Origin of the sequence: Olsenella sp. AGMB03486, assembly GCF_040884255.1 — a bacterium.
GTDB classification, from domain to species: domain Bacteria; phylum Actinomycetota; class Coriobacteriia; order Coriobacteriales; family Atopobiaceae; genus Olsenella_L; species Olsenella_L kribbiana.
In genome coordinates, this window is the sequence record NZ_JBEVTM010000009.1 from 40,004 (window position 1) to 66,753 (window position 26,750).

The following is a 26,750-nucleotide window of genomic DNA, read 5'->3' on the forward strand; positions in this document are numbered from 1 at the left end:
GGCTACCTGCCGCGCTTTTGTCTTTCGAGGAGGAAACGATGGGGAAGATGCCTGAGGTGGCGCCTCGCGAGGCAGCCGCATGCGAGGAGGTGCTCCTCGAGCAGGAGCAGGTGCTCCGCTACAAGGAGAGCTTCGATTCGGCTGCTGCCTTGGAGCTTGGATGTGCGCTGGCTGGGCTCGAGAAGGAGTTCTCGGAGACCTATGTCGTGCAGATCGTGCGCGCAGCGGATGCGGAGGTCGTCTTCCAGTGGCTGCCCGACGACAAAGGGACAAGGAACCTCGATTTCGCGGCAGGAAAGATTGCAGAGACGCTCGCCACGGGACATGCAAGCTGCTTCCGGCAGATCGAGGCGCTGAAAGAAGGGGAGGGCTTGGATGCGCTCTTTGCAGAGGCGCCTGAGCGCCTCGTCTCGGCAGGGGCCTTCCCGATCTATGCGGACGGCGAGCTGACTGCCGTCATCGGCGTGAGCGGGCTTCACCAGGGCCTCGACCATGAGGCAATCGTGCGGGCCTTGGAGCAGGTTCTGGGAAAGAGCGTGAGGCGCTTCCCGGTCGCTCTGGCATAGCTTCTCCTTCCCTCTCCTCATAAATGCCATATGCGGGCTAGGAATTTTCTGAGGAGAAGGCATGCGCGATTGAGCATTCGCGCTCGTGGGTACAGAAAGGACAATCAAACGGCGCCCTGCAGGAGAGAGCCTTCTGCAGGGCCTTATGCACAAGGGGTGGTTGGACCCAACATGTTCGAGAAATTCACCGACAAGGCGCGGAAGGTGATGTCGCTTGCCCAGGACGAGGCAAAGAGCCTCGGCCAGATGTATGTCGGCACCGAGCATCTGCTCCTTGCCCTCATCAAGGAAGGCGATGGCATAGCCGCGCAGGCGCTCGCGCAGCTCGATGTGAGCTACGAGGAGACGCTCGAGACCGTGAAGGAGATCACGAAGGATGACTCCGAGCCCATCCCTGGCGGCCACATCCCGTTCACGCCGCGTGCGAAGCGCGTGCTCGAGGATGCCTACCGCGAGACAATGAGCCACGGCCAGACGTATATCGATACGCAGCACCTGCTTCTCGGCATCGTCTCCGAAGGCAACGGCGTCGCAATGGAGGCGCTCTCCCGCATGGGCATCTCAGGGGATGCCGTGAGGAATGCCGTGGACGAGCTCATGAAGGACGCAGAGCCGCAGTCGCAGCAGGCTGCAGAAGCTGCAGGCGTACGCATCGGGCCTGAGCTCTTCGGAGGAGGCGCACAGCAGCAGGAAGGCTCGCTTCTCAAGGAGTACGGCCGCAACCTCACGCAGCTTGCCGCTGATGGCAAGCTCGATCCTGTCATCGGCCGCGACCGCGAGATCGAGCGCGTCATGCAGGTGCTCGCACGCCGCCAGAAGAACAACCCGATGATCCTGGGCGACCCGGGCGTCGGCAAGACCGCTATCGCCGAAGGCCTGGCGCAGCTCATCTGCGCAGGCAACGTGCCTGATATCCTGCGCAACAAGCAGATCTGGACGCTCGATGTCGCAGCGCTCGTCGCAGGCTCCAAGTACCGTGGCGAGTTCGAGGACCGCCTGAAGAAGGTCATCAACGAGGTCGAGGAGTCGAAGCAGGACATTCTCTTCATCGACGAGATCCATACCCTCATCGGTGCCGGCTCCGCTGAGGGCTCCATCGATGCCGCCTCGATCCTGAAGCCGCCGCTGTCCCGTGGCGAGATCCAGGTCATCGGTGCCACGACGGTCGACGAGTACCGCAAGCACATCGAGAAGGATTCCGCCTTCGAGCGCCGCTTCCAGCCGGTCTTCGTGGGCGAGCCTTCGCCTGAGGACACGCTCAAGATCTTGAAGGGACTGCAGTCCCGCTACGAGAAGCACCACCACGTCCACTATACGGACGAGGCGCTCGAGGCAGCGGTGCAGCTCTCGATCCGCTATGTCCAGGACCGCTATCTTCCGGACAAGGCGATCGATGTGATCGACGAGGCGGGTGCGCGCACCCGCGTGCACAAGATGGTGCTGCCGCCTGAGGTCGCGAAGGTCGACGAGGAGCTTGCCCGCGTCAAGCAGGAGAAGGCGAAGGCTGCCGCAACCCAGGAGTACGAGGAAGCAGCACGCTACCGCGACCAGGAGAAGGAGCTCACGCAGAAGCGCGACGAGCTCGAGGAGACCTGGCACAAGCAGCTCGAAGAGCATGTCGTGACCGTCGAGGCGAAGGACATTGCCGACGTGGTCTCCGATATCACGGGCGTCCCCGTCTCGAACCTCACGGAGGCAGAGGCCTCGAAGCTCCTGCGCTGCGAGGATGCACTCCACGAGCGTGTCATCGGCCAGGACGAGGCAGTCTCTGCTGTTGCCCGCGCCATCAGGAGGAGCAGGAGCCCGCTCAAGGACCCGAGGCGCCCTGGCGGCTCGTTCATCTTCCTCGGCCCCTCCGGCGTCGGCAAGACCGAGCTTGCCAAGGCGCTCGCCGAGTTCCTGTTCGGCTCCGAGGATGCCCTCATCAGCTTCGACATGTCCGAGTTCATGGAGAAGCATGAGGTATCGAAGCTTGTCGGTGCCCCTCCAGGATATGTGGGCTACGACGAGGGCGGCGAGCTCACGAAGGCCGTGCGCAGGCGTCCGTACTCCGTCGTGCTCTTCGACGAGATCGAGAAGGCGCATCCCGATGTCTTCAATATCCTGCTCCAGATCCTCGATGAAGGCAGGCTGACGGATGGGCAGGGCCGCAAGGTCGACTTCTCGAACACCGTGATAATCATGACGTCAAACATCGGCGCCAGGGATATCGCGCAGACGACGACGCTCGGCTTCGCGGGAGACTCCAATGGCCTTTCCGACAAGGAGATCCACTCCCGCGTCATGGGCGAGCTCAAGAAGCTCTTCCGTCCCGAGTTCCTGAACCGTGTGGACGAGATCGTCGTCTTCAAGTCGCTCACGACCCCGCAGCTGCGTGGCATCGTCGACCTCATGGTCTCCGACCTCAGGAACCGCCTCATTGCGAACGGCATGTCGATCGAGCTCACCGATGCAGCGCGCGACCTTGTGGCCAAGCGCGGTACGGACAAGATCTACGGTGCACGTCCTCTCCGTCGTGCCATCCAGACCATGATCGAGGATCCTCTTGCAGAGGAGCTCCTCGAAGGCAAGTGGGCTGCCGGCGACATCGTGAAGGTGGATGCTGCGGGAGATGAGCTCACATTCACGAAGACCCAGGGGGAGATTCCTGCACCGATGGAGCGCGTCCACATGGACGGCCCGCAGGCACACGAGAGCTGGTCTCTGCCCGAGTCGGCTCCGACAGATGCAGGGAGCGGCCTCGAGACAGCAGGTGCATAAGAGGGCCGCTGTCCTGAATAAGGCGCAAATGTTTCGATGCGGACCGAAGCTCCGAGTTCTGGGGGCTTCGGTCCGCTTCGGTCATATACACTGAAGATGATGTAGCGGACGAAAGAGTCGGGTCCGCACTTCAAGCGAAGGGGTCGATGCAATGGAAGCCGAGGGAACCGAACCAAGCCGTCCGGAGGCCCAGCCCCAGACAGGCGCAAAGAGCATGGATGAGCGCATCAAGGAGGCTGTGAAGGCCACAGCCCCTGGCACCTCCCTGCGACTTGCTCTCGATATGATCATCGCCGGCAATCTCGGCGCCCTCATCTGCGTGGGCGACACGGATGCCGTGCTTGCAGCAGGAAACGATGGCTTCCCGCTCAATATCTCGTTCACGGCAAACCGCGTGTTCGAGCTCGCGAAGATGGATGGCGCCATCGTCGTCGACAAGGGGCTCACGCAGATCTACCGCGCAAACTTCCATCTCGACCCCGATCCGTCGCTTCCGACGTCCGAGACCGGCATGCGCCACCGCACGGCGGCACGCATGAGCCTGCTCACGAAGGCTGTCGTGATTTCCGTCTCCGAGCGCAGGCATGTGGTCTCCGTCTTCGTGAACGGCTATCGCTTCCAGCTCAGGACCGTGACAGAGATCATGAGCACGGTGAACCAGCTGCTCGTGACGCTCCAGAACACGCGCCAGCAGCTCGACCATTCGCTCCTGCGTCTCACGACGCTCGAGCTTGACAACTATGTGACGCTCGGCGACATCACGGAGGTCTTCTACCAGTTCGAGGTGCTCATGACCGCTGCAGGGCAGCTGCAGAAGTGCATCGACGAGCTTGGCTCCGAAGGCAAGACCGTCGACATGCAGCGCGACGAGTTCGTGGGCGACATGGATGAGGAATATGACCTCATGATCCGCGACTATGCGCTCGACTCCTCCGAAGAGAACGCAAAGGCGATCCGTGCCAAGTTCCATGCGATGAACAACAAGGACCTGCGCTCGCCGAAGCGCATCGCCTCGATCTTGGGCTACGACGACCGTGGCGAGGATTCGATCATGACACCATTGGGACTCAGGACCCTCTCGCGCGTCTCTGTCGTGCATGAAGGCATGGCAGACAAGATCGTCGATGAGTTCGGTTCTCTCCAGGAGCTCATGGACGATATCGAGGAAGACCCCTCGAGGCTCGACAGCATCGGCGTCAAGAACCCGACGATCCTTGCGGACAGCCTCTACAGGATGTGGGGCAAGCGCGCATGAGCGGCGATTGCTTCGTTCTCGACACCCAGGTGGGCACGAAGGCGTCCTTCATCGGCACGGCGGCAGCCGGCCATGACTGCGCGGCCGTGATCGTGGCCGCAGGCTCGGGCACCCGCTTCGGCGCTTCAGAGGGCAAGCAGTTCGTGAAGCTCTGCGGCCTCCCGCTTGTCGCCTGGTCGGTCCTTGCCTTCGATGAGGCGCCTTCCTGCGCACAGATTGTCGTCGTGTGCCCGCCAGGCAGGAAAGACGAGATGGCCGATGCAATCTTGGGCAAGGTCCATATCGCGACATCCTTGAAGATTGTCGAGGGCGGTGCCACCCGCCAGGAATCGAGCAGGCTCGGCGTGCTTGCACAGGACCCGAAGCTTGCCTATACCGCAATACATGACGGCGCGCGTCCCCTGATCACGGGGGCGACGATTGAGAATGCGCTTGCGCATCTTCGGTGCGCACCTGAGCTTGCAGGCGTCGTCTGCGCCCATCCTGCGACCGATACGCTCAAGATCGTGGACCACGAGATGGTCATGAGCACGCCTGACCGCTCGCTCTTCTGGGCTGTGCAGACGCCCCAGATCTTCCGCCGCCAGCGCATCATCATGTACCACGAGGCGGCAGCCAAGGAAGGATACGTCGGCACAGACGACGCAAGCCTGGCCGAGCACTATGGCGGAGCCATCCGTTGCGTCAAGTCGCCGCGCTCGAACCTCAAGGTCACAGTGCCGGAAGACCTCTCGCTCGCAGAGGCCATCCTCGACCAGCGTCTCTGCTCCTGGCAGGACGAGAGGCGGCAGAGTTCCTCGAAGGGGGAAGCCTGATGCTTCGTATAGGACACGGATACGATGTGCACCGCTTCAAGGAAGGCAGGAAGCTCATCCTGGGTGGCGTGGACATCCCGAGCACACGTGGGCTCGATGGACATTCGGATGCCGATGTGCTCGTGCATGCCCTGATGGACGCCATCCTCGGTGCCATGCGCGCAGGCGATATCGGCCAGCTCTTCCCGGACTCAGACCCGGCCTATGAGGGAGCAGATTCGATAAAGCTTCTGGAGCGGGTCGCTCAGCTCATGCGCGACGAGGGCTTCGAGCTTGTGGATGCCGACACGACCATTGCAGCGCAGGCACCGAAGCTTGCTCCCTACAAGGACGAGATGCGCCGATGTATGGCTTCTGCCCTGGGCGTCTCGCCTGGCCATGTCGGCGTGAAGGCGACGACGACGGAGCGCCTCGGCTTTGTCGGCCGCGAGGAAGGCATGGAAGCTTGGGCGGTCGTGCTGCTCGAGGGCAGCGAGAATGAGCGGCCTTGTACGCAGGAGTAGCCGCACCTACAATATCCTGACACGCAGGAACCTCGGCCAAGGTGCATGAGGAGCCTGGATCCAGCAGAGGAGAAGCGCAGATGCTTATCTATAACAGCCAGATGCACAAGAAGCAGGAGTTCAAGCCGATTGAGCCGGGCAAGGTCCGCATGTATGTCTGCGGCCCCACGGTCTACGACCAGATCCATATCGGCAATGCACGCACGTTCCTCTGCTTCGACGTGATCAGGCGCTATCTGACCTACAAGGGCTACGCCGTGACGTTCGCCCAGAACCTGACCGACGTCGACGACAAGATCATCAACCGTGCCAATGAGCAGGGCAGGACCGCTGCCGAGGTGGCAGAGGAGTGCTCCCAGGCCTTCATCGAGCAGATGCATCGCTTCGGCATCCTGGATCCTGACATCCGTCCGCGCGCCACGCGCGAGATCGCTGCGATGCAGGAGATGATTCAGGGCTTGATCGACCAGGGCTATGCCTACGCCGTGCCTTCGGGAGACGTCTACTTCAGCGTCCGTTCCGACACGAACTACGGCATCGTCTCCGGCAGGAATGTCGACGAGCTCATGAGCGGCGCCCGCATCGAGGAGAACGAGCAGAAGAGGGATCCCCTCGACTTCGCGCTCTGGAAGGCAGCGAAGCCGGGCGAGCCGAGCTGGCCGAGCCCCTGGGGCAATGGCCGTCCTGGCTGGCATACCGAGTGCGTCGCTATGATCCACCGCTATCTCGGCGTCCCCATCGATATCCACGGCGGCGGCTCCGACCTCATCTTCCCGCATCATGAGAATGAGACGGCACAGTGCATGTGCAACTGGCACACACCGCTTGCAAACGTCTGGATGCATACCGGCATGCTCACGATCGACGGCGAGAAGATGTCGAAGTCGCTTGGCAACTTCTACACGCTCAAGGAAGTGCTCGACAAGTATCCTGCAGACGCGCTTCGTCTCCTCATGCTCCAGACCCACTACCGCTCGCCTCTCGACTTCTCGTTCGAGCGTCTCGAGGGCTCGGTCGGCACGCTCGACCGTCTTAAGAGCTGCGTCAAGAACCTCAGGTGGGCTGCCAAGGCAGCGCCGGAAGACGGCGAGCTCAATGATGCAGACCACGAGCTGACGCGCGCCGTGCGCGAGGCACAGGCCGAGTTCACGGCCCAGATGGATGACGACTTCAATACCGCAGGCGGCCTTGCTGCCATCTTCGGCCTCGTGACCGCAGCCAATACCTACCTCACGAAGGCAGGAGAGGACATCTCGACGGCAGCGACGCTTCGTGCAGCTGATGCGCTCGAGGAGCTCTCGGGCGTCCTCGGCATCAACCTTGCTGCAGATGAGGAGGAGGGCCTGCCGGCAGAGCTTGTCGACCTTGCAAAGAAGGAAGCAGGATATGCGGGCACAAGCCCCGAGGAGGCTGCTGACGCCCTGATCAAGGCCCGTGCCGCTGCCCGCAAGGCAAAGAACTGGGCCGTCGCCGATGCCATCCGTGACGGCATCACGTCGCTCGGCCTCGTTCTCGAAGACACCGCGGCAGGCACGCGCCTGACAAAGAAGGACTAGCACATGGCAGACAGAAGATACCAGGGCTCCTCTTCCCGCCGAGGCGCAAAGGGCCAGGGCGGATACCGAGGACAGGGCGGCTATATCGGAAAGATGTCCCAGGACAGAAGCCCCAAGAGCCGCAATTCCCGCGGCGGGCAGAAGGGTGGCCGTGGCAGAGGCGCAGGAAGGCCGCAGCGTCCGGCTCCTGTGCGCTCCGACATGCTGATGATCGAGGGCAGGCGCGCTGTCGCCGAGGCGCTCGATACCGGCGTCAAGCTTACACGTGCCTATGTGTCTGCCCCTGACGGCGATGCTTCGCTCCAGGAGCTCATGAGCAGGCTCGAGGCAGCCAATGTCCCCATCGAGGAGGTCTCGCACCGCGAGCTCGATGCAAGGTCGTCCCATGGGGCACACCAGGGAATCATGGTGAAGTGCGCACCGTTTGCCTATGCAAGCGTCCGTGACATCATCAATCGCGCAGGCGAGGGGCCGGCGCTCGTCGTCCTCCTCGACCACGTGACGGACGAAGGCAACTTCGGCGCCATCGTCCGCTCTGCCGAGGTCGCAGGTGCTGCCGGCGTGATCATCGCCAATGCCCGTGCCGCCCAGGTCGGTGTCGGTGCCATGAAGACATCGGCAGGAGCCCTGCTCCATATCCCGGTCGCTCAGGTGCCGAATCTCGTCCAGGCCATGCAAGAGCTCAAGGACGCAGGGTTCTGGTGCTGCGCTGCGACAGAGCATGCGGAAGAGGACGTGTGGCATGCCCCGCTCGAGGGTCGCATCTGCCTTGTCATGGGATCGGAGGGCTCTGGCATCTCCCATCTCGTGCTCTCGAAGTGCGACTTCGCCGTAAGGCTTCCCCAGAGAGGACATGTGGAGTCGCTCAATGTCGCGCAGGCAGCAACCGTGCTCTGCTACGAGTGGCTGCGCCGCGATATGGAGCGTACGGAAGAGCCAGGTGGCAACGCGTGAGCTCCCGTTCCCATCATGAGCTCCTCATCGTCGATGGCTACAACGTGCTCGGGGCAACCCCTCGCTATGAAGGGCTGATCGACGAACATACCGATCCTGAGCACTTTGACACCGATCCCTTTGTGCGGGCACGCGAGGCCCTGATCACGGATGTCGCAGCTTTTGCCCAGGGACGCTATGACGCGGTCGTCGTCTTCGACGGAGCGCAGAATCCCGATCCCACGAGGAATGCGACGCATGAGGCAGGCATAGAGATCATGTTCTCCCGCGCAGGGGAGAGCGCCGATACCGTGATAGAGCGCCTCGTCACCGAGGCGCGTGTCGCAGGACGTCCGGTGAGTCTCGTCACCTCGGACAATACGATTCGGGCGACCGCAGGATTCGGCCCGGGCGAGGTCACGCGCATCTCGTCGGCTTTGCTTGTGCATGAGATCGAGCGGGTGGACCGCGAGGTAGAGACGGTCCGTGGCGAGCTCAAGCCCCAGAAGATGACGGTAGAGGACCGGATTTCTCCGGAAATGCGCGCGAAGCTCTGGAAAATGCTGAGCCATTAGGGGTAATATCATTCCCACGCCGGTATGGCTCAATGGCAGAGCAACAGTTTTGTAAACTGTGGGTTGTGGGTTCGACTCCCTCTACCGGCTCCACGATAAAGCAGCAGGCCACGATATGAATTCGTGGCCTGCTTTTTTAATCTCTGAACGATTGGAAGATGCTGATCCACGTAGGCTGTTAGCAGTTTTGCAGCAGGATCCCGCCGAAATCGAAGCCGGCTCTGCAAGAACAGGCGCCAGCAAGAACAGGCGCCAGCGCCAGAGCGCGTGGACATACTGCCGATTGCAAGTTTACAAATCTTTTGAAGGAATTCTGCATTGAGAGGCCGCTGCCAGAGCACCGCTGACGGATTTGGCGAGCGGTTCTGTGTGGTCAATGGAATGGGTGCCGTCAGCAGAGAAGAGACGAAAAGCATAGGCCGCTATAGGCGTATCCCGAAAAAACAGCAGGTCAGATGGGGCGGCAAGCAACGGCACGTCTGCTCTGGAGATCACTCCGCTCGTACAGGGATCTCTCGCAGTTGTGCAGGAATCGTGGGGGAGTTACGCCCGGCTGGGTGGATTATGTTGACATGAATTTGGGGACGTCGTACTATCTTTTCCGCTGACGGGGAGCACAGGCTCGCAGCAACGCTTGAAAACGGTATGGGGATGTGGCACAGCGGCAACTGCGGCGGACTGTAAATCCGCTCTCTCTGAGTTCCTTGGTTCGAGTCCAAGCATCCCCACCATGCCCGTGTAGCTCAGTCGGTAGAGCACTTCGTTGGTAACGAAGAGGTCACCGGTTCAAATCCGGTCGCGGGCTCCAGATTCAGGCATATGGCGGTGTAGCTCAGCTGGTTAGAGCACGCGGCTCATACCCGCGATGTCACCGGTTCGAATCCAGTCACCGCTACCAGAGCTTCCGCGGCGCCCTTGGGCGCCGCTAAGCATATAAGAGGGTATTATCAGGTAAGACCGACCAACAAGTGGTCGATTTTGAAGGAGGACGGCAATGGCCAAGGAAAAGTTCGAGCGCACTAAGCCCCATGTAAACATTGGTACCATCGGCCACGTTGACCATGGTAAGACGACCCTGACCGCAGCAATCACCAAGGTCCTTTCTGAGACCCCGGGCTGCAAGGCAAACTACACGGCCTTCGAGAACATCGACAAGGCTCCCGAGGAGCGTCAGCGCGGCATTACCATTACCGTCGCTCACGTCGAGTATGAGACCGAGAAGCGTCACTACGCACACGTTGACTGCCCGGGCCACGCTGACTACGTCAAGAACATGATTTCCGGCGCAGCTCAGATGGACGGCGCAATCCTCGTCATCGCTGCAACCGACGGCCCGATGGCTCAGACGCGTGAGCACATCCTCCTTGCCCGTCAGGTCGGCGTCAAGTACATCGTCGTCTTCCTGAACAAGTGCGACATGGTCGACGATGAGGAGCTCATCGACCTCGTCGAGATGGAGACCCGTGACCTTCTCTCCGAGTACGACTACCCCGGAGACGACATTCCTATCATCCGTGGCTCTGCACTCGGCGCCCTCAACGGCGATCCGAAGTGGGTCGAGTCCATCCGCGAGCTCATGCGCACCGTCGATGAGTACATCCCGACGCCGCAGCGCGACAACGAGAAGCCGTTCCTCATGGCTATCGAGGACGTCATGACCATCTCTGGCCGTGGTACCGTCGCAACCGGCCGTGTCGAGCGTGGCGAGCTCAAGCTCAACGAGCCGGTCGAGATCGTCGGCATCAAGCCGACCCAGAAGTCGACCGCAACCGGCATCGAGATGTTCCGTAAGACCATGGACTTCTGCGAGGCTGGCGACAACGTGGGCATCCTGCTCCGCGGTATCAAGCGCGAGGACATCGAGCGTGGCCAGGTCATCTGCAAGCCGGGCTCCGTCCAGCCGCACTCCAAGTTCTCTGCTGAGGTCTACGTTCTGACCAAGGACGAGGGCGGCCGTCACACGCCGTTCTTCTCCAACTATCGTCCGCAGTTCTACTTCCGTACGACTGACATCACGGGCACCATCACGCTCCCCGAGGGCGTCGAGATGGCTATGCCGGGTGACCACACGACGATCAACGTCGAGCTCATCCACCACATCGCAATGGAGGAGGGCGACCGCTTCGCAGTCCGCGAGGGTGGCCACACCGTTGCCGATGGCCGTGTCGTCAAGATCGTTGAGTAGATCTAACTGACGAGGCTTTCTGACCCGGTGCCCCTCGGGGTGCCGGGTCTTTTCATGCAAGCACCATCAGACCCAGTTATATGCACATTCTGTGCAGCGGTCTGAGAGTTCCTATCGGTAGTTGACAGAATCGACCTAGGGATGGTAACGTAGTCCACCGCGTCATGGTCGAGGGCGTCTCGGCTATGACAAGTATTCAGGAGGATCAATGCGTACTTTGGTTACCCTTGCATGCACTGAGTGCAAGCGCCGCAACTACACCACGAAGAAGAACAAGTCGAACAACCCTGATCGACTTGAGATGAAGAAATATTGCCCGTGGTGCCGCAAGCACACGCTGCACAAGGAAACCCGCTAAAATAGGGTTAGTCATAGGCCAGTAGCTCCAATGGTAGAGCGGCGGTCTCCAAAACCGTTTGTTGAGGGTTCGAGTCCTTCCTGGCCTGCCAGCAATTCCACCGACTATCCCTTACGGGGTAGTCGGTTTCCATGTAATAAGGTTCTTTTGATCTGAAGGGTTAGCGCATGGCTAAGAAGGAGCGCCAGAAGAGGTCCGCACGCCAGGCCCGTGCACAGAAGCGTGCAGAGCTTGAGGCGGCGCACGCCACATCCGTCGCTTCCACAGGCGATGCAAAGAAGGCTGATGCTTCTGCCAAGTCGCAGGAGACGAAGCCGGCAAAGGCTGCAAAGAAGCCGGGACGCGTCCGTTCCTACTTCCAGGCAGTCAAGGCTGAAATGCATCGTGTCGTGTGGCCGTCCCGCGAGGAGCTCAAGAACTACACTGTCGACGTCACGGTCTTCCTGATCGTCTTCGGCTTCTGCATCTGGCTCGTCGATACGGGCGTCGTCGCTCTGATGGTCGGCTTCACGGGCCTGAGGGGGTAGAGATGGCAAAGCACTGGTATGTCGTGCATACCTACTCGGGATACGAGAACAAGGTAAAGACCGATCTCGAGCACCGTGTCGAGACCTTCGGCATGACGGACAGGATTACGGATATCCAGATTCCTGTCGAGGAAGTCACTGAGGTCAAGGAAGGCGGCAAGCGCGAGACCAAGGAATCCAAGGTCTTCCCGGGCTATGTCCTTGTCCGCATGGAGATGGACGACAATACCTGGACTGTCGTCAGGAACACGCCTGGCGTAACCGGCTTCGTCGGTCTTGATGGCTCCAAGCCGGCACCTCTTCGCCGCTCCGAGTACAACAAGATCATGCGCCGCACGCCGAACGCACCGACCGAGGTCGTTCCGAAGCGTGTAGCCTTGTCCTTCGAGGTCGGCCAGTCCGTCAAGGTCATCTCCGGTCCTCTTGCAGACTTCGATGGCCAGATTTCCGAGATCGATGCAGACGCGAGCAAGGTCAAGGTCATGCTCACGATCTTCGGTCGCGAAACCCCGGTGGAGCTCACGCTCGACCAGATTGCAAGCATCTAAGGCATCGCTGCGCGGCACCGTTCGGTGAGGAAGCTTCTCGGCAGCTGCGTTGTGAAATAGCACGTATCCGTTTCTGAATCAGGAGACTAGCATGGCGAAGAAGCAAGTCACGCACTTCATCAAGCTCCAGATTCCTGCTGGCAAGGCAAACCCTGCTCCTCCAGTAGGACCCGCTCTGGGCGCAGCACAGGTCAACATCATGCAGTTCTGCCAGGCATTCAATGCTGCCACGCAGGACAAGATGGGTGACATCATCCCGGTCGAGATCACGGTCTACGAGGACCGTTCCTTCGACTTCATCTGCAAGACCCCGCCCGCAGCCCAGCTCATCAAGAAGGAGCTTGGCATCAAGAGCGGCTCTGGCGTTCCTCAGCGCGACAAGGTCGGCCAGCTCACGCAGGAGCAGCTCACCAAGATCGCCGAGATCAAGATGCCGGACCTCAATGCCAATGACATCGAGGCTGCCAAGAAGATCGTTGCCGGCACGGCACGTTCCATGGGCGTCACGGTCGCAGCAGAGTAGCTTCATTGCTGTATCTGAGAGCGTGTGCCTCGGCGGTGCACGCTCTTTGAATGAGAAGGCGGGAAACCGCCGCTATGTGGGAGGGCATCACGCCCGCTGACCACAGGAGGTAAGAAAGAATGCCGAAGCACGGAAAGCAGTACCGCGAGAACGCGGCCAAGGTCGAGAGCAAGCTCTACACGCCGAAGGAGGCTCTCGAGCTTCTCAAGGAGGTATCCTTCGCGAAGTTCGATGAGACCGTCGAGGTCTCCATCCGCCTGGGTGTCGATACCCGCAAGGCTGACCAGAACATCCGTGGCTCCATCTCCCTTCCTAACGGCACCGGCAAGACCGTGCGTGTCGCCGTCTTCGCCGAGGGCGAGAAGGCACGCGAGGCAGAGGCTGCAGGCGCTGACATCGTCGGCTCCGACGATCTCGTCGCCGAGATCCAGAAGGGCAACCTCGACTTCGATGCTGCCATCGCAACCCCGAACATGATGAGCAAGGTCGGTCGCCTCGGCCGTATCCTCGGCCCCCGTGGCCTCATGCCGAACCCCAAGCTCGGCACCGTCACGATGGACGTCGAGAAGATGGTCAAGGAGCTCAAGGCTGGCCGTGTCGAGTATCGTGCAGACCGCTATGGCATCTGCCATGTGCCCCTGGGCAAGAAGTCCTTCGACACGAAGGCTCTGCTCGAGAACTACCAGGCTCTGATCTCCGAGATCGTCCGCGTCAAGCCGGCAACCGCGAAGGGCAAGTACATCAAGTCCGTCGCAGTCTCCACGACTATGGGCCCTGGCATCAAGGTCGATCCGACCATGGTGAGGAACCTGCTCGCCGAGTAGTGCGGATACTGCTGAATGCAGAAGAGGGAAGGGGCAAAAGCTCCTTCCCTCTTTTTTGTGGTTCAGGGAGCTCTGCGCTGTGTGAGGAACGTGGAGAGCATGCCAAGTCCAGACGTTGCCTTGACGCGAAATTGCCCATCTGCGATACTTCCAAGCTGCAATGCATATAGCACGTCCGCTGCCAGAGACAGCCGGTGCCGAAAGGCTCAAAGGGTTCGCCCGCCAGCCTAGGTGGTCCAACAAAGACTTCCTGGACCCTGTCTGGCATGGCCGGGCAGGGTCTTCGTTTGACCCGCCGCGTCGGTGGTTCGTGCCAAACGAAGCAACAAGGAGGTGTACATCATGCCGAATCAGAAAAATACTGCCATGCTCGAGAAGGTCAAGGCCTCTCTCGATGCATCCAAGGGACTCTTCGTGGTCGACTATCGTGGCCTGACCGTGAAGGAGACGCAGCAGCTTCGCCGCGACCTGCGCGAGGCCGGTGCAGAGATGAAGGTCTACAAGAACAACATCGTTCGCATCGCTCTCAAGGACGCCGAGATGCCTGAGCTCGATTGCCAGGGCACCTGCGCCTACATCTTCTTCGAGAAGGATCCTGTCGAGGCTGCCAAGGTCGTCAAGAAGACCGCCGAGAAGCTCAACAAGCTTGAGTTCGTCGGTGGCATCGCCGATGGCCAGGCACTCTCCCCTGAGGATGCAAAGGCATACGCCGACCTGCCGAGCCGCGAGGAGCTCATGGCCCAGCTCGTCTACGTCGTTGCCAGCCCGCTGCGTGGCATCGCTTCCGTCTGCGCTGGCCCTGCACGCGGTCTCGTCACCGCTCTCGACGCTATCGCCGACCAGAAGAACGCCGCATAGGCACGCACGTCTGCACTACCTGCTAGATCAGAAAACATCAGAGGCGCTATAGAGAGCGCCCCGAACAAGAAGGAGTCATACCATGGCTGTCACCAAGGAAGAGATCGTTGAGGCCCTCAAGGAGATGCCCGCACTCGAGCTTTCTGAGCTCGTTCATGAGCTGGAGGACGTCTTCGGCGTCTCCGCTGCTGCTCCCGTCGCTGTCGCTGCTGCTCCTGCAGCAGGCGCTGCTGCTCCTGAGGAGGAGAAGACGAACTTCGACGTCGTCCTCGAGGGCTTCGGCGAGAACAAGATCGCTGTCATCAAGGTTGTCCGCAAGCTCACCAACCTTGGCCTGAAGGAGGCCAAGGAGGTCGTCGAGTCCGCTCCGAAGGCCATCCTCGAGGGTGCCAAGAAGGAGGACGCCGAGGCTGCCAAGAAGGAGCTCGAGGACGCCGGCGCAGCTGTCTCCCTCAAGTAACTTCTGCCTCACGGCATAAGCTCACCTTGTACAGAAGGGACCGGGGTTTACACCCGGTCCCTTCTTTGCTATCCTTTCTGGTGTTGAGTCAGAGGGTGTCCACAGCCCCTCCACAATTCTGCTCGATGTTTCTGCAGCTTAAACGATGGTCGGGCCTAAATAAACGATTATGCGGTATAAGTCAAGACTTCAATCTTGACTAAAGCAGTATCCTTCTGTAGATTACTAGTTTGCGGCATAATGCCGCATACGTCTGTATGAAGGAGGAAATGCCTGGTGCATACCGCAAAGTCTTCCGCCGTCAAATTCCAGAAGCGCGATCGTGTCAGCTTCAGCAAGATTCCTGAGGTAATGGAGCTCCCTAACCTCATCTCTGTACAGAAGGAATCGTACGACCGCTTCATGACGGACGGCCTCGCTGAATCGTTTGCAGAGTTCTCTCCGATCGAAAATAATGCCGGCACCATGGAAGTCACGTTCGGCGATTTCCAGTTCGGCGATCCTGCCCACACGATGGCCGAGTGCCGCGCCAAGGACATCACCTATCAGGCTCCGCTGCTTGTCGATGTGAAGTTCGTCAACAAGCTCACCGGCGAGATCAAGGAACAGCTCGTCTTCATGGGCGACTTCCCGATCATGACGGAGAGGGGCACCTTCATCATCAACGGCACCGAGCGTGTCGTCGTCTCCCAGCTCGTCCGTTCCCCGGGCGTCTACTTCTCTGAGGAGACCGATTCCGGCGTGCTCGTGCACCATGCACAGTTCATTCCGGCCCGTGGTGCCTGGCTCGAGTTCGAGGTCGACAAGCGCGGCCAGCTCGTCGTATCCATCGACCGCAAGCGCCGCCAGTCCGCGACGCTTCTGCTCCGTGCCCTTGGCATCGCAGAGTCCGACGACGAGATCATCAACCTCCTCGGCGACTCCGAGATCATCCGCTCCACGATCGAGCGCGATGTCGCAACGACGCGCGAGGATGCCCTCATCGAGATCTACCGTCGCCAGCGTCCGGGCGAGCCGCCTACCGTCGATTCGGCAAAGGCGCTCCTGAATGGCCTCTACTTCAACCCGCAGCGCTACGACCTCGCACGCGTCGGCCGCTACAAGGTGAACAAGAAGCTCGGCCTCGATCCTGCCGAGAACACCTCCACGGTCCTCACGAACGAGGATATCGTCTGCGCACTGCGCTACCTCCTTGCCCTTCATGCAGGCGACCCCTCGAAGAAGACGGACGATATCGACCACTTCGGCAACCGCCGTATCCGTACGGTCGGCGAGCTTGTACAGAACCAGTTCCGTATCGGCCTCTCCCGCATGGAGCGTGTCGTTCGCGAGCGCATGGCTTCGCAGGACGCTGACGATATCACGCCGCAGTCCCTCATCAACATCCGCCCGATCGTGGCGGCCATCAAGGAGTTCTTCGGCTCTTCGCAGCTCTCCCAGTTCATGGACCAGAACAACCCGCTCTCTGGCCTCACGCACAAGCGCCGTCTGTCCGCACTTGGCCCTGGCGGCCTTGCAGGCCACAAGTCGGGCTCGAGCCGCCGTACGAACGTGCCGACGGCCGTCCGCGACGTCCACAACTCGCACTACTCCCGCATGTGCCCGATCGAGACGCCTGAAGGCCCGAACATCGGCCTTATCGGCTCGCTCGCCCTCTATGCCCATGTGAACGAGTACGGCTTCATCGAGGCTCCGTACCGCCGCGTCGTCGATGGCAAGGTCACCGACGATATCGACTGGATGACGGCAGACGAAGAGGAAGACCACAACATCGCACCGGCAAACACGCCGTACGACCCCAAGACCCGCCGCTTCGTCGTCACCGACCCGAAGACCGGCGAGCTTGTCGAGCCTGAGCGTGTCGTTGCCCGTACGCGCGACTTCGACGGCTCCTTCGGCGCACCTGCTGAGGTCGACGTCGCCGATGTCGACTACATGGACGTGTCTCCGCGCCAGCTGCTCTCCGTCGCTGCAAACCTCATTCCGTTCCTCGAGCACGATGACGCAAAGCGTACCCTCATGGGTGCAAACATGCAGCGCCAGGCTGTGCCTCTGATCCGTGCCCATGCACCGTTCGTCGGCACTGGCATGGAGTTCCGTGCTGCCCTCGACTCCGGCGAGCTCATCTGCGCCGAGCATGAGGGAGACGTCGTCGAGGTCGACGCAGCACACATCGTCGTGAAGACTGCCGCGGGCCCCGAGCGCTACGACCTTCCGAAGTACCAGCGCTCCAACCAGTCCACGTGCATCAACCACCGTCCTATCGTCCATGTGGGCGACCACGTGATCGAGGGCGAGCCTCTCGCTGATGGTCCTTCCGTCGACGAGTCCGAGCTTGCACTTGGCACGAACCTCACCGTGGCCTACATGCCGTGGGAAGGCTACAACTACGAGGACGGCATCATCGTCTCCGACCGTGTCGTCCAGCAGGACCTCCTGACCTCCGTCAACATCTCCCGCCACGAGATCGATGCCCGCGATACGAAGCTCGGTCCTGAGGAGATCACGCGCGAGATCCCGAACCTCTCGGAGGACATGCTTGCCAACCTCGACGAGGATGGCATCATCCGCATCGGCGCCGAGGTCGGCCCAGGCGACATCCTGGTCGGCAAGGTCACGCCGAAGGGCGAGACGGCCCTCACAGCCGAGGAGAGGCTCCTTCGTGCCATCTTCGGTGCAAAGGCCCACGACGTGCGCGATACGTCCCTCAAGATGCCTCACGGCGCCTATGGACGAGTCGTCGACGTGGTGCGCTTCAGCCGTGAAGCAGGCGACGATCTGCCGCCTGGAGTCAACGAGCTCGTGCGTGTCTTCGTCGCGCAGCGCCGCAAGATCCAGCAGGGCGACAAGATCTCTGGACGTCACGGCAACAAGGGTGTCGTCTGCAAGGTCCTGCCGATCGAGGATATGCCGTACATGGCTGACGGCACGCCTATCGATGTCCTGCTCGACCCGCTCGGCGTCCCGTCCCGTATGAACGTCGGCCAGCTTCTCGAGTGCCACCTCGGCTGGGGCGCTGCACACGGCTGGGATCAGGAGTCTGCTGATTCCGACCGCTACGTGCCGGGCCCGACCTATGTCGCTACGCCGGTCCTCGATGGCGCAACCGACAAGGAGGTCGCTGAGGTCATCCGCCGCACGAACATCAACATGATGAACAAGGCGAAGGTCGACTACGGCGAGCACATGATGAGCGAGTTCGTCCCGCAGCTCAACGAGCGCGGCAAGACCACGCTCTACGACGGCCGCACCGGCGAGCCGTTCAAGAGCCCGATCACGGTCGGCGTCTCCTACATCCTGAAGCTCGGCCACATGGTCGACGACAAGATCCACGCCCGTGCAACCGGCCCGTACTCGCTCGTCACCCAGCAGCCGCTCGGCGGCAAGGCGCAGTTCGGCGGCCAGCGCTTCGGCGAGATGGAAGTCTGGGCACTGTATGCATACGGTGCCGCCTCCGTCCTGCACGAGATGATGACGATCAAGTCCGACGACACGAACGGCCGCGTCAAGGCCTACGAGGCCATCGTGAAGGGCGAGAACGTCCCGAACGCTGGCATCCCGGAGTCGTTCAAGGTCCTCGTCAAGGAAGTCCGCTCTCTGGCACTCAACATGGAGCCGATCTCCTACAAGAAGCGCGACACGCAGGCCAAGGACAAGGCAGCCGCAAAGGCAGCCAACCCGGCAGACGTGTTTGCGTCGGCAGATGCAGACGAGCTCATCGGTGGCATCTCCGGATCCGCCAAGTCCGGCCATGAGGCCCTCATTGGCAATTCGTTGAACGAGAAGGAGTAACGGTGGCAGAATTCGATACCACAGATTTCGACGCAATCAAGATCTCCCTCGCTTCCGCAGACACCATCCGCAGCTGGTCGCACGGCGAAGTCAAGAAGCCGGAGACCATCAACTACCGCACGCTGAAGCCTGAGAAGGACGGCCTGTTCTGCGAGAAGATCTTCGGTCCTGTGAAGGACTGGGAGTGCTCCTGCGGCAAGTACAAGGGCATCCGCTTCAAGGGCATCATCTGCGAGCGCTGCGGCGTCGAGGTGACGAGCGCCAAGGTGAGGCGCGAGCGCATGGGCCACATCGAGCTTGCCGCTCCCGTCTCCCACATCTGGTACTTCAAGAGCCCGGCTACGTTCCCGCTGTCCCGCCTGCTCGACATCAAGAGCAAGGACCTCGAGAAGGTCCTCTACTTCGCGTCCTACATCATCACCGATGTGGACACGGAGGCCCGCGATGCTGACGCAGCAGACCTCAAGGAAGAGCTTGCAGCCGACCTCGAAGAGCTCGATGCCGAGCGCGACGACCAGATCCAGCGCGTCCGCGCGCAGGCAGCCGGCCAGGAAGAGGGCTCGGAGTTCGACGGCGTCGAGCCGCTCTCCGACGACGAGATCCGCGCCGAGGTTGCCGATCTCGAGGCAGAGTATGCCGAAGAGAAGCAGCTTCGCCAGGAGGCCTTCGACCAGTTCATGCAGCTCGAGAAGCGCCAGCTCATCGCTGACGAGGCACTCTTCTCCGAGATGAAGCGCTACTACTCCATCTACTTCAAGGGCGGCATGGGCGCAGAGGCCATCCGTGAGCTCCTGCGTGGCATCGACCTCGAGAAGGAGGCCGAGGAGCTCCGCGCCATCGTGTCAAACGAGGAGTCCCAGAAGCAGAAGCGCGACAAGGCTGTCAAGCGCCTCGAGATCGTCGACTCGTTCCTCAAGGGCGGAAACGATCCTGCAGACATGATCCTGGATGTCATCCCGGTCATCCCGCCCGATCTTCGTCCTATGGTCCAGCTCGATGGCGGACGCTTCGCAGCTTCCGACCTGAACGATCTCTACCGCCGCGTCATCAACCGCAACAACCGTCTCAAGAGGCTGCTCTCTCTCGATGCCCCTGACATCATCGTCAACAACGAGAAACGCATGCTCCAGGAGGCCGTGGATGCCCTCTTCGACAACGGCCGCCGTGGCCGTCCTGTCACGGGCAGGGGAGGACGTGCGCTCAAGTCTCTCGCAGAGTCCCTCAAGGGCAAGCAGGGCCGCTTCCGCCAGAACCTCCTCGGCAAGCGTGTCGACTACTCTGGCCGTTCCGTCATCGTCGTCGACCCGCAGCTCAAGCTTCACCAGTGCGGCCTTCCGAAGACCATGGCCTTGGAGCTCTTCCGCCCCTTCGTCATGCGCCGTCTTGTCGAGCTCGGCAAGGTCGAGAACATCAAGGGTGCAAAGCGTGCCATCGACCGCTCGCTTCCTGCTGTCTGGGACGTGCTCGATGAGGTCATCAAGGACCGCCTCGTGCTCCTGAACCGTGCACCTACGCTTCACCGCCTGTCCATCCAGGCCTTCGAGCCGGTGCTCGTCGAGGGCAAGGCAATACATCTGCACCCGCTTGTCTGCGCGCCGTTCAATGCAGACTTCGACGGCGACCAGATGTCCGTGCATGTGCCGCTTTCGACCGAGGCCCAGACCGAGGCTCGCGTCCTCATGCTCTCTGCCAACAACCTGCGCTCTCCTGCATCCGGCAAGGTCCTCACGGTTCCTTCGCAGGATATGGTCTTCGGCGTCTACTATCTGACGACGGAGAAGGACGGCGTGTCCGGCGAGGGCGCGGTCTACGCTGACTTCGACGACGCCGTGAACACGATCGAGAACGATGTCGACCTCGACATGCAGGCAAAGGTCACGGTCCGCGTGTACCCGAAGGATGCCAATGTCATCGAGGACGGCAGGCGCCTCTTCCGCGTCAAGCTGTCCCAGAAGGAGGTCCAGGACTTCGACGTCACCGACGGCCCTGTCCACTTCGAGACCACGACTGGCCGCATCATCTTCAACCGCCAGTGCCTGCCTGCTGACTTCCCCTTCATCAACTACAAGATGGTGAAGAGCGATATCGGCAAGCTCGTCAACGAGTGCTGCGACCGCTACAGCACGGCCGAGGTCGAGCCGATCCTCGACGCAATCAAGGCAACGGGCTTCCACTATGCCACGCGCGCAGGCCTGACCGTCTCCGTCTGGGATGCTGTCATCCCGCCGGAGAAGCAATCCATGCTCGATGAGGCGCAGGCCAAGGTCGACGAGATCAACGAGAACTACGAGGATGGCTTCCTCACGGAGCAGGAGCGCCACGTCGAGGTCGTCAATGCCTGGACCGAGTGCACCGAAGCCCTCGGCTCGAAGATGCTTTCGGGCTTCAGCGAGGACAACCCGATCTACATGATGGCTGACTCCGGCGCCCGTGGTTCCAAGACGCAGCTTCGCCAGCTCGCCGGCATGCGTGGCCTCATGGCCGATATGTCCGGCGATACGATCGACCTCCCGATCAAGTCGAACTTCCGTGAAGGCCTCGAGCCCCTCGAGTACTTCATCTCCACGTACGGCGCCCGCAAGGGCCTCGTCGACACGGCGTCTCACACGTCCGACTCCGGCTACCTTACCCGCCGTCTTGTCGACGTCGCCCAGGATGTCATCGTCCGCGAGGAGGACTGCGGTACCGACGAGGCAGTGCACTACAACATCTACCTGCCGGGCACCACGACGCTCAACACCGACCTCATCGGTCGCTGCACGCTGCACGACGTCGTCGATCCTGAGACCGGCGAGGTCCTCATGGCTGCAGGCGACTACATCGAGTCTGCTGCCGATCTCCAGAAGCTTGCTGACCACAAGCTCAAGAAGGTCGAGCTCAGGGCGCTTCTGACCTGCAAGTCGAAGTACGGTGTCTGCCAGAAGTGCTACGGCTGGGATCTTTCGACCCGCCGTCCGGTCAACATCGGCACGGCTGTCGGCGTCATCGCCGCACAGTCCATCGGCGAGCCGGGCACCCAGCTGACGATGCGTACGATTCACTCCGGCGGCGTTGCAGGCGCAGACGACATCACGCAGGGTCTCCCGACCGTTGCCCGCATGTTCGACGTTGTCGGCAACATCAACGAGAAGATCCTCGGCCGCGAGGCTGACCTTGCCTCTGTCTCCGGCATCCTCAAGATCACGCCGGAAGGCACCGAGTATCTCGTCCAGATCGTCGATCCGGACGACACGACCCGCGTCCTCTCCGAGAAGCGCATCCCGGCATCTGTCCGCTTCATGCCTGAGGTGGAGGATGGCTGCGAGGTCCGCGCCGGCGACCAGCTGACCCGCGGCTTCGTCAACTTCCGCAAGCTCCGCCAGCTCACGGATATCGAGTCGACGATGCACACGTTTGTCAACTCCGTCAAGGAGGTCTACACCTCCCAGGGCGTCGACCTGAACGACAAGCACATCGAGGTCATCGCACGCCAGATGCTGCGCCGTGTCCAGGTCACGAACCCGGGCGACTCGACCTACCTGCTCGGCCAGTATGTGGACCGCTACGTCTTCGCTGATACGGTCAGGAACATCACGCTCGCAGGCGGCACGCCGCCTGAGGCAGAGCCGGTCATCCTGGGCACCCTCAAGGTGGCAAGCTCCATCGACTCCTGGCTCTCGAGCGCATCCTTCATCCGCACCGCCGGCGTCCTCACCGAGGCTGCCATCAAGGGCGATGTTGACCACCTCCTGGACCTCAAGTCCAACGTCATTGTCGGCAAGAAGATTCCTGCCGGCACCGGCCTTTCCGCCTACAGCGACGTCGAGCTCACCTACCACGGCCAGAAGATCGATGGCCCGACGAGCCCGACTGCAAAGTCCCTGCCTGACTGGGCACCTGAGGAGCTCAAGTCCATCGAGGACCAGCTTCCGAAGCAGCTCGACTGGGTCGGCGACGATTACGGCTACGGCGGATCTGTCTACTCGAAGAACGGCCGCACCCTCTCTTCCGAGGATGCCAAGCTCTACCTCTTCGACGACCTCGGCGTGTCCCAGCGCTGGACGAACAAGTTCAGCGAGGAGGGCATCGAGACGGTTGGCGACCTCATCGGCAAGACCGAGGATGACTTGCTGCGCATCGACGGCATCGGTGCCAAGGCCATCGAGGAGCTTCGCGATGGCCTCGAGGCGAGGGGCCTTCTCTACGTGCTCGAGCCGGATGAGGACGAGGCGGACTCCGAGGATCTCTCGCAGCTCCTCAATATGGTGTTCTCGCCTGATGCCGATTCCGACATCATGCTCGGCACTGCTGCTCCTTCCACGCACACCTACGACGACGAGCTCATCGGCGCGCCGACCGAGGCAACGAAGGAAGAGAACGAGAAAGACGGTGTCATCAACGAGGACCTCACGTCCCTGGACGATCTCTTGAGCCAGGTCGTGAACAACGAGGACGACGACAAGTAAGTCCTGAAAACAGGTCCTGAAACAGGGTCCGGCTTCGCTTTGGCGGGGCCGGACCTTTGTTTTGGAGTCATTTCCAAGAAATATATGTGGCTGTCATGGAATAAGGATACGCCCGGTGGCGTGGTGTTTTGACAACTGGGATGGCGGGTCGTAAAGTATCTGCTTGCGCCTATTCCGGCGATGTCGTGCTGCGTCGTCTGTAGCATAAGCGTACGTTGTACCAGTAGCAAAAAGGAGAAGAGCTTTGCCTACTATTAATCAGCTCGTTCGCCAGGGCCGCGTGAGCGTCAAGGCCAAGTCCAAGAACGCTGCTCTGCAGCACAACCCCCAGAAGCGTGGCGTCTGCACGCGCGTCTTCACCACGACGCCGAAGAAGCCGAACTCGGCACTCCGCAAGGTTGCCCGTGTCCGTCTCGTCAATGGCATCGAGGTCACTGCCTACATTCCGGGCGAGGGCCACAACCTTCAGGAGCACTCCATCGTCCTGATCCGTGGCGGCCGTGTCCGCGACCTTCCTGGTGTCCGCTACAAGATCGTCCGTGGCGCCTACGACTGCGCTGCTGTCCAGAACCGCAAGAAGGCTCGTTCCCGCTACGGCGCAAAGCGCCCCAAGGAGTAGCAGCCGCTTTCGAGTTTCAACCGCTAGCTTAGAGGAGATATAACATGCCGCGTCGTGCAGCAGCAGTCCGCCGCGAGGTCCAGCCGGATGCAAAGTACAACAACCGTCTGGTCACCCAGCTTATCAACAAGGTCCTTCTTGACGGCAAGAAGTCGACCGCAGAGCGCATCGTCTATGGTGCCTTCGATATCGTCGCAGAGAAGACCGGCGAGGATGCCCTGACCGTCTTCAAGAAGGCCATGGACAACATCCGCCCGACCCTCGAGGTCAAGCCCCGTCGTGTCGGTGGCGCAACCTATCAGGTTCCTATGGAGGTCAACTCCCGTCGTGCCACGACGCTGGCTATCCGCTGGCTCGTGAACTTCTCCCGTGCCCGCAAGGAGAAGACGATGGCCGAGCGCCTTGCCTCCGAGATTCTCGATGCCTCCAACGGCGTCGGCGCATCCGTGAAGCGTCGCGAGGACCTCTACAAGATGGCAGAGGCCAACCGCGCCTTCTCTCACTACCGCTACTAGTCGGGATCTGAGGAGCAGAATATGGCAAAGCCAAAGTATGACCTTCATAACCTGCGCAATATCGGCATCATGGCCCATATCGATGCAGGCAAGACCACGACCACGGAGCGCATCCTCTACTACACTGGCAAGACCCACAAGATCGGCGAGGTCCACGACGGTGCTGCAACGATGGACTGGATGGTTCAGGAGCAGGAGCGCGGCGTTACCATTACGTCCGCAGCTACGACGTGCTTCTGGAAGGACCATGTCATCCAGATCATCGACACCCCGGGCCACGTCGACTTCACGGCTGAGGTCGAGCGTTCCCTGCGTGTCCTCGACGGCGCTGTCGCTGTCTTCGATGCTGTTGCCGGTGTCCAGCCCCAGTCCGAGACGGTCTGGCGCCAGGCCCACAACTACAACGTCCCGCGCATCGCCTTCATCAACAAGTATGACCGTGTCGGCTCTGACTTCTGGCACGCCATCGACACGATGAAGGACCGTCTGGGTGCCAACGCTGTTGCTGCCCAGATCCCGATGGGCGCAGAGGCAAACTTCTGGGGCCTCATCGACCTCGTCACCATGGAGGCATGGGACTTCAAGGAAGACGCCAAGGGCATGATCTACCCTGAGGTCATGGACGAGATTCCTGACGAGTTCAAGGAGCAGGCACAGGAGAAGCATGATGAGCTTCTCGAGCAGGCCGCCAACTTCGACGACGATCTCATGGAGAAGATTCTCGAGGACGAGACCCCGACGGTCGACGAGGTCAAGGCTGCCCTGCGCAAGGGCGTCATCGCCAACAAGCTCAACCTTGTCTTCGTGGGCTCTGCCTACAAGAACAAGGGCATCCAGGAGCTTCTTGACGCAATCTGCGACTACCTGCCGTCCCCGCTCGACATTCCGCCTACCGAGGGCACCGATCCCAACACGGGCGAGACAATCTCGCGCAAGGCTGACGTCAACGAGCCGTTCGCAGCTCTCGCATTCAAGATCATGACCGACCCCTACGTCGGCAAGCTCACCTACATCCGCGTCTACTCTGGTCACGAGGAGGCAGGCTCCTACGTCTACAACGTGAACAAGGACACGCGCGAGCGTCTCGGACGCATCCTCGAGATGAATGCAAACGACCGTGTCGACCGTGAGGCATGCTCTGCAGGCGACATCGTTGCATGCGTCGGCCTCAAGAACACGACGACCGGCAACACCCTTTGCGACGAGAATCACCCCATCGTGCTCGAGTCCATCGAGTTCGCAAAGCCCGTCATCGACGTCGCTGTCGAGCCGAAGTCCAAGGCCGAGCAGGAGAAGATGTCTGTGGGCCTCGCCAAGCTCGCTGAGGAGGACCCGACCTTCCAGGTCCACACCGACCACGAGACCGGCCAGACCATCATCGCCGGCATGGGCGAGCTGCACCTCGAGATCATCATCGACCGTCTGCGCCGTGAGTTCCACGTCGACTGCAACGTGGGCAAGCCGCAGGTTGCCTACCGTGAGACCGCTGGCCACGCTGTGAAGCATGTCCAGGGCAAGTTCGTCCGCCAGTCCGGTGGCCGTGGCCAGTACGGCGACGCCATCATCGACATGGAGCCGAACGAGGAGGGCAAGGGCTACGAGTTCATCGACGCTACCGTCGGTGGCTCCATCCCCAAGGAGTACATCCCGTCTGTCGACAAGGGCATCCAGGAGGCGCTCCAGTCTGGCGTCATCGCCGGCTACCCGGTCGAGGACATCAAGGTCACCCTCGTCGATGGTTCCTACCACGAGGTCGACTCCTCCGAGGCTGCATTCAAGATTGCAGGCTCCATGGCCATCAAGAAGGCCCTTCAGGAGTCCGACCCTGTCCTTCTCGAGCCGATCGAGCGCGTCGACGTCGAGACGCCCGAGCAGTACATGGGCGACGTCATGGGCAACCTCTCCAGCCGCCGCGGCAAGATCGAGGGCATGGAGGATCGCTCCAACACCAAGGTCATCCGCGCCAAGGTGCCCCTGGCCGAGATGTTCGGCTATGCTACCGACCTTCGCTCCCAGACGCAGGGCCGTGCAAGCTACACCATGCAGTTCGACAGCTACGAGGCCGTCCCGAAGAACATCAAGGACGAGATTGTTGCCAAGAACGCCGGAAAATCTGAGTAATTACAAGCTCGA

The 26,750-nt window shown here is 61.1% G+C and carries 21 protein-coding genes and 5 tRNA genes; all 26 read left to right on the forward strand.

The window, feature by feature from the left end:
- Positions 1–38 precede the first annotated feature (38 nt).
- The 26 genes from ABVS03_RS06020 (at position 39) to fusA (ending at position 26,738) form a co-directional block, all read left to right on the forward strand.
- The gene (locus tag ABVS03_RS06020; RefSeq protein ID WP_368018434.1) at positions 39–566 is read left to right on the forward strand and encodes a heme-binding protein; all 528 of its coding nucleotides are present in this window, start codon (positions 39–41) and stop codon (positions 564–566) included.
- Between the two features lie 171 nt (positions 567–737).
- The gene (locus ABVS03_RS06025) at positions 738–3,326 is read left to right on the forward strand and encodes an ATP-dependent Clp protease ATP-binding subunit (protein WP_368018435.1); all 2,589 of its coding nucleotides are present in this window, start codon (positions 738–740) and stop codon (positions 3,324–3,326) included.
- A gap of 214 nt (positions 3,327–3,540) precedes the next feature.
- On the forward strand, positions 3,541–4,581 hold the full coding sequence (disA, locus tag ABVS03_RS06030) for a DNA integrity scanning diadenylate cyclase DisA (RefSeq protein WP_330972349.1): 1,041 nt from the start codon (positions 3,541–3,543) through the stop codon (positions 4,579–4,581).
- Complete coding sequence (ispD, locus tag ABVS03_RS06035; RefSeq protein ID WP_368018436.1) at positions 4,578–5,396, forward strand: 2-C-methyl-D-erythritol 4-phosphate cytidylyltransferase; 819 nt, start codon at positions 4,578–4,580, stop codon at positions 5,394–5,396. Before disA ends, ispD begins: the two co-directional genes overlap by 4 nt.
- Positions 5,396–5,899 (forward strand): 2-C-methyl-D-erythritol 2,4-cyclodiphosphate synthase, encoded by a 504-nt coding sequence (gene ispF / locus ABVS03_RS06040; protein WP_368018437.1) that lies wholly within the window; start codon positions 5,396–5,398, stop codon positions 5,897–5,899. The genes ispD and ispF overlap by 1 nt, the downstream gene beginning before the upstream one ends.
- 80 nt (positions 5,900–5,979) lie before the next feature.
- Complete coding sequence (gene cysS, locus ABVS03_RS06045; RefSeq protein ID WP_368018438.1) at positions 5,980–7,455, forward strand: cysteine--tRNA ligase; 1,476 nt, start codon at positions 5,980–5,982, stop codon at positions 7,453–7,455.
- 3 nt (positions 7,456–7,458) lie between these two features.
- A complete protein-coding gene (gene rlmB / locus ABVS03_RS06050; RefSeq protein WP_330972288.1) occupies positions 7,459–8,409 on the forward strand; it encodes a 23S rRNA (guanosine(2251)-2'-O)-methyltransferase RlmB in 951 nt (316 codons plus the stop codon).
- Positions 8,406–8,963: an NYN domain-containing protein gene (locus ABVS03_RS06055; RefSeq protein WP_368018439.1), complete on the forward strand. Its 558-nt coding sequence runs from the start codon at positions 8,406–8,408 to the stop codon at positions 8,961–8,963. Before rlmB ends, ABVS03_RS06055 begins: the two co-directional genes overlap by 4 nt.
- Positions 8,964–8,981: 18 nt before the next feature.
- Positions 8,982–9,056, forward strand: a tRNA-Thr gene (locus ABVS03_RS06060).
- 554 nt (positions 9,057–9,610) lie between these two features.
- Positions 9,611–9,694: transfer RNA gene (locus tag ABVS03_RS06065), tRNA-Tyr, on the forward strand.
- Between the two features lies 1 nt (position 9,695).
- Positions 9,696–9,771: transfer RNA gene (locus tag ABVS03_RS06070), tRNA-Thr, on the forward strand.
- A 13-nt stretch (positions 9,772–9,784) separates the two neighbouring features.
- Positions 9,785–9,861 (forward strand) — tRNA-Met (locus ABVS03_RS06075).
- Between the two features lie 96 nt (positions 9,862–9,957).
- Positions 9,958–11,148 carry an elongation factor Tu gene (gene tuf, locus ABVS03_RS06080; RefSeq protein WP_330972286.1) on the forward strand — a complete coding sequence of 397 codons (1,191 nt, stop codon included), beginning with the start codon at positions 9,958–9,960 and terminating at the stop codon, positions 11,146–11,148.
- A gap of 208 nt (positions 11,149–11,356) precedes the next feature.
- Entirely contained in the window at positions 11,357–11,506 is a 150-nt protein-coding gene (gene rpmG, locus ABVS03_RS06085; RefSeq protein WP_330972285.1) for a 50S ribosomal protein L33, read from the forward strand.
- Positions 11,507–11,521: 15 nt separating this feature from the next.
- A tRNA-Trp gene (locus ABVS03_RS06090) sits at positions 11,522–11,597 on the forward strand.
- A gap of 76 nt (positions 11,598–11,673) precedes the next feature.
- Entirely contained in the window at positions 11,674–12,033 is a 360-nt protein-coding gene (gene secE / locus ABVS03_RS06095) for a preprotein translocase subunit SecE (RefSeq protein WP_368018440.1), read from the forward strand.
- A 2-nt stretch (positions 12,034–12,035) separates the two neighbouring features.
- Positions 12,036–12,581 carry a transcription termination/antitermination protein NusG gene (gene nusG / locus ABVS03_RS06100; protein WP_368018441.1) on the forward strand — a complete coding sequence of 182 codons (546 nt, stop codon included), beginning with the start codon at positions 12,036–12,038 and terminating at the stop codon, positions 12,579–12,581.
- A gap of 91 nt (positions 12,582–12,672) precedes the next feature.
- Positions 12,673–13,104, forward strand: a complete 432-nt coding sequence (gene rplK, locus ABVS03_RS06105) for a 50S ribosomal protein L11 (protein ID WP_330972282.1) — start codon at positions 12,673–12,675, stop codon at positions 13,102–13,104.
- Between the two features lie 119 nt (positions 13,105–13,223).
- Positions 13,224–13,928 carry a 50S ribosomal protein L1 gene (gene rplA / locus ABVS03_RS06110; RefSeq protein ID WP_330972281.1) on the forward strand — a complete coding sequence of 235 codons (705 nt, stop codon included), beginning with the start codon at positions 13,224–13,226 and terminating at the stop codon, positions 13,926–13,928.
- Between the two features lie 342 nt (positions 13,929–14,270).
- Positions 14,271–14,786 carry a 50S ribosomal protein L10 gene (gene rplJ, locus ABVS03_RS06115; RefSeq protein WP_330972280.1) on the forward strand — a complete coding sequence of 172 codons (516 nt, stop codon included), beginning with the start codon at positions 14,271–14,273 and terminating at the stop codon, positions 14,784–14,786.
- A gap of 82 nt (positions 14,787–14,868) precedes the next feature.
- On the forward strand, positions 14,869–15,246 hold the full coding sequence (rplL, locus tag ABVS03_RS06120) for a 50S ribosomal protein L7/L12 (RefSeq protein ID WP_330972279.1): 378 nt from the start codon (positions 14,869–14,871) through the stop codon (positions 15,244–15,246).
- A 276-nt stretch (positions 15,247–15,522) separates the two neighbouring features.
- Positions 15,523–19,038: a DNA-directed RNA polymerase subunit beta gene (locus ABVS03_RS06125; protein ID WP_330972278.1), complete on the forward strand. Its 3,516-nt coding sequence runs from the start codon at positions 15,523–15,525 to the stop codon at positions 19,036–19,038.
- A gap of 2 nt (positions 19,039–19,040) precedes the next feature.
- Positions 19,041–23,483 (forward strand): DNA-directed RNA polymerase subunit beta', encoded by a 4,443-nt coding sequence (locus ABVS03_RS06130; RefSeq protein WP_368018442.1) that lies wholly within the window; start codon positions 19,041–19,043, stop codon positions 23,481–23,483.
- A 244-nt stretch (positions 23,484–23,727) separates the two neighbouring features.
- Positions 23,728–24,102 carry a 30S ribosomal protein S12 gene (rpsL, locus tag ABVS03_RS06135; protein ID WP_330972276.1) on the forward strand — a complete coding sequence of 125 codons (375 nt, stop codon included), beginning with the start codon at positions 23,728–23,730 and terminating at the stop codon, positions 24,100–24,102.
- A gap of 44 nt (positions 24,103–24,146) precedes the next feature.
- On the forward strand, positions 24,147–24,617 hold the full coding sequence (rpsG, locus tag ABVS03_RS06140) for a 30S ribosomal protein S7 (protein ID WP_330972275.1): 471 nt from the start codon (positions 24,147–24,149) through the stop codon (positions 24,615–24,617).
- A gap of 21 nt (positions 24,618–24,638) precedes the next feature.
- Positions 24,639–26,738 (forward strand): elongation factor G, encoded by a 2,100-nt coding sequence (gene fusA / locus ABVS03_RS06145; protein WP_330972274.1) that lies wholly within the window; start codon positions 24,639–24,641, stop codon positions 26,736–26,738.
- The last annotated feature ends 12 nt before the right edge of the window (positions 26,739–26,750 follow it).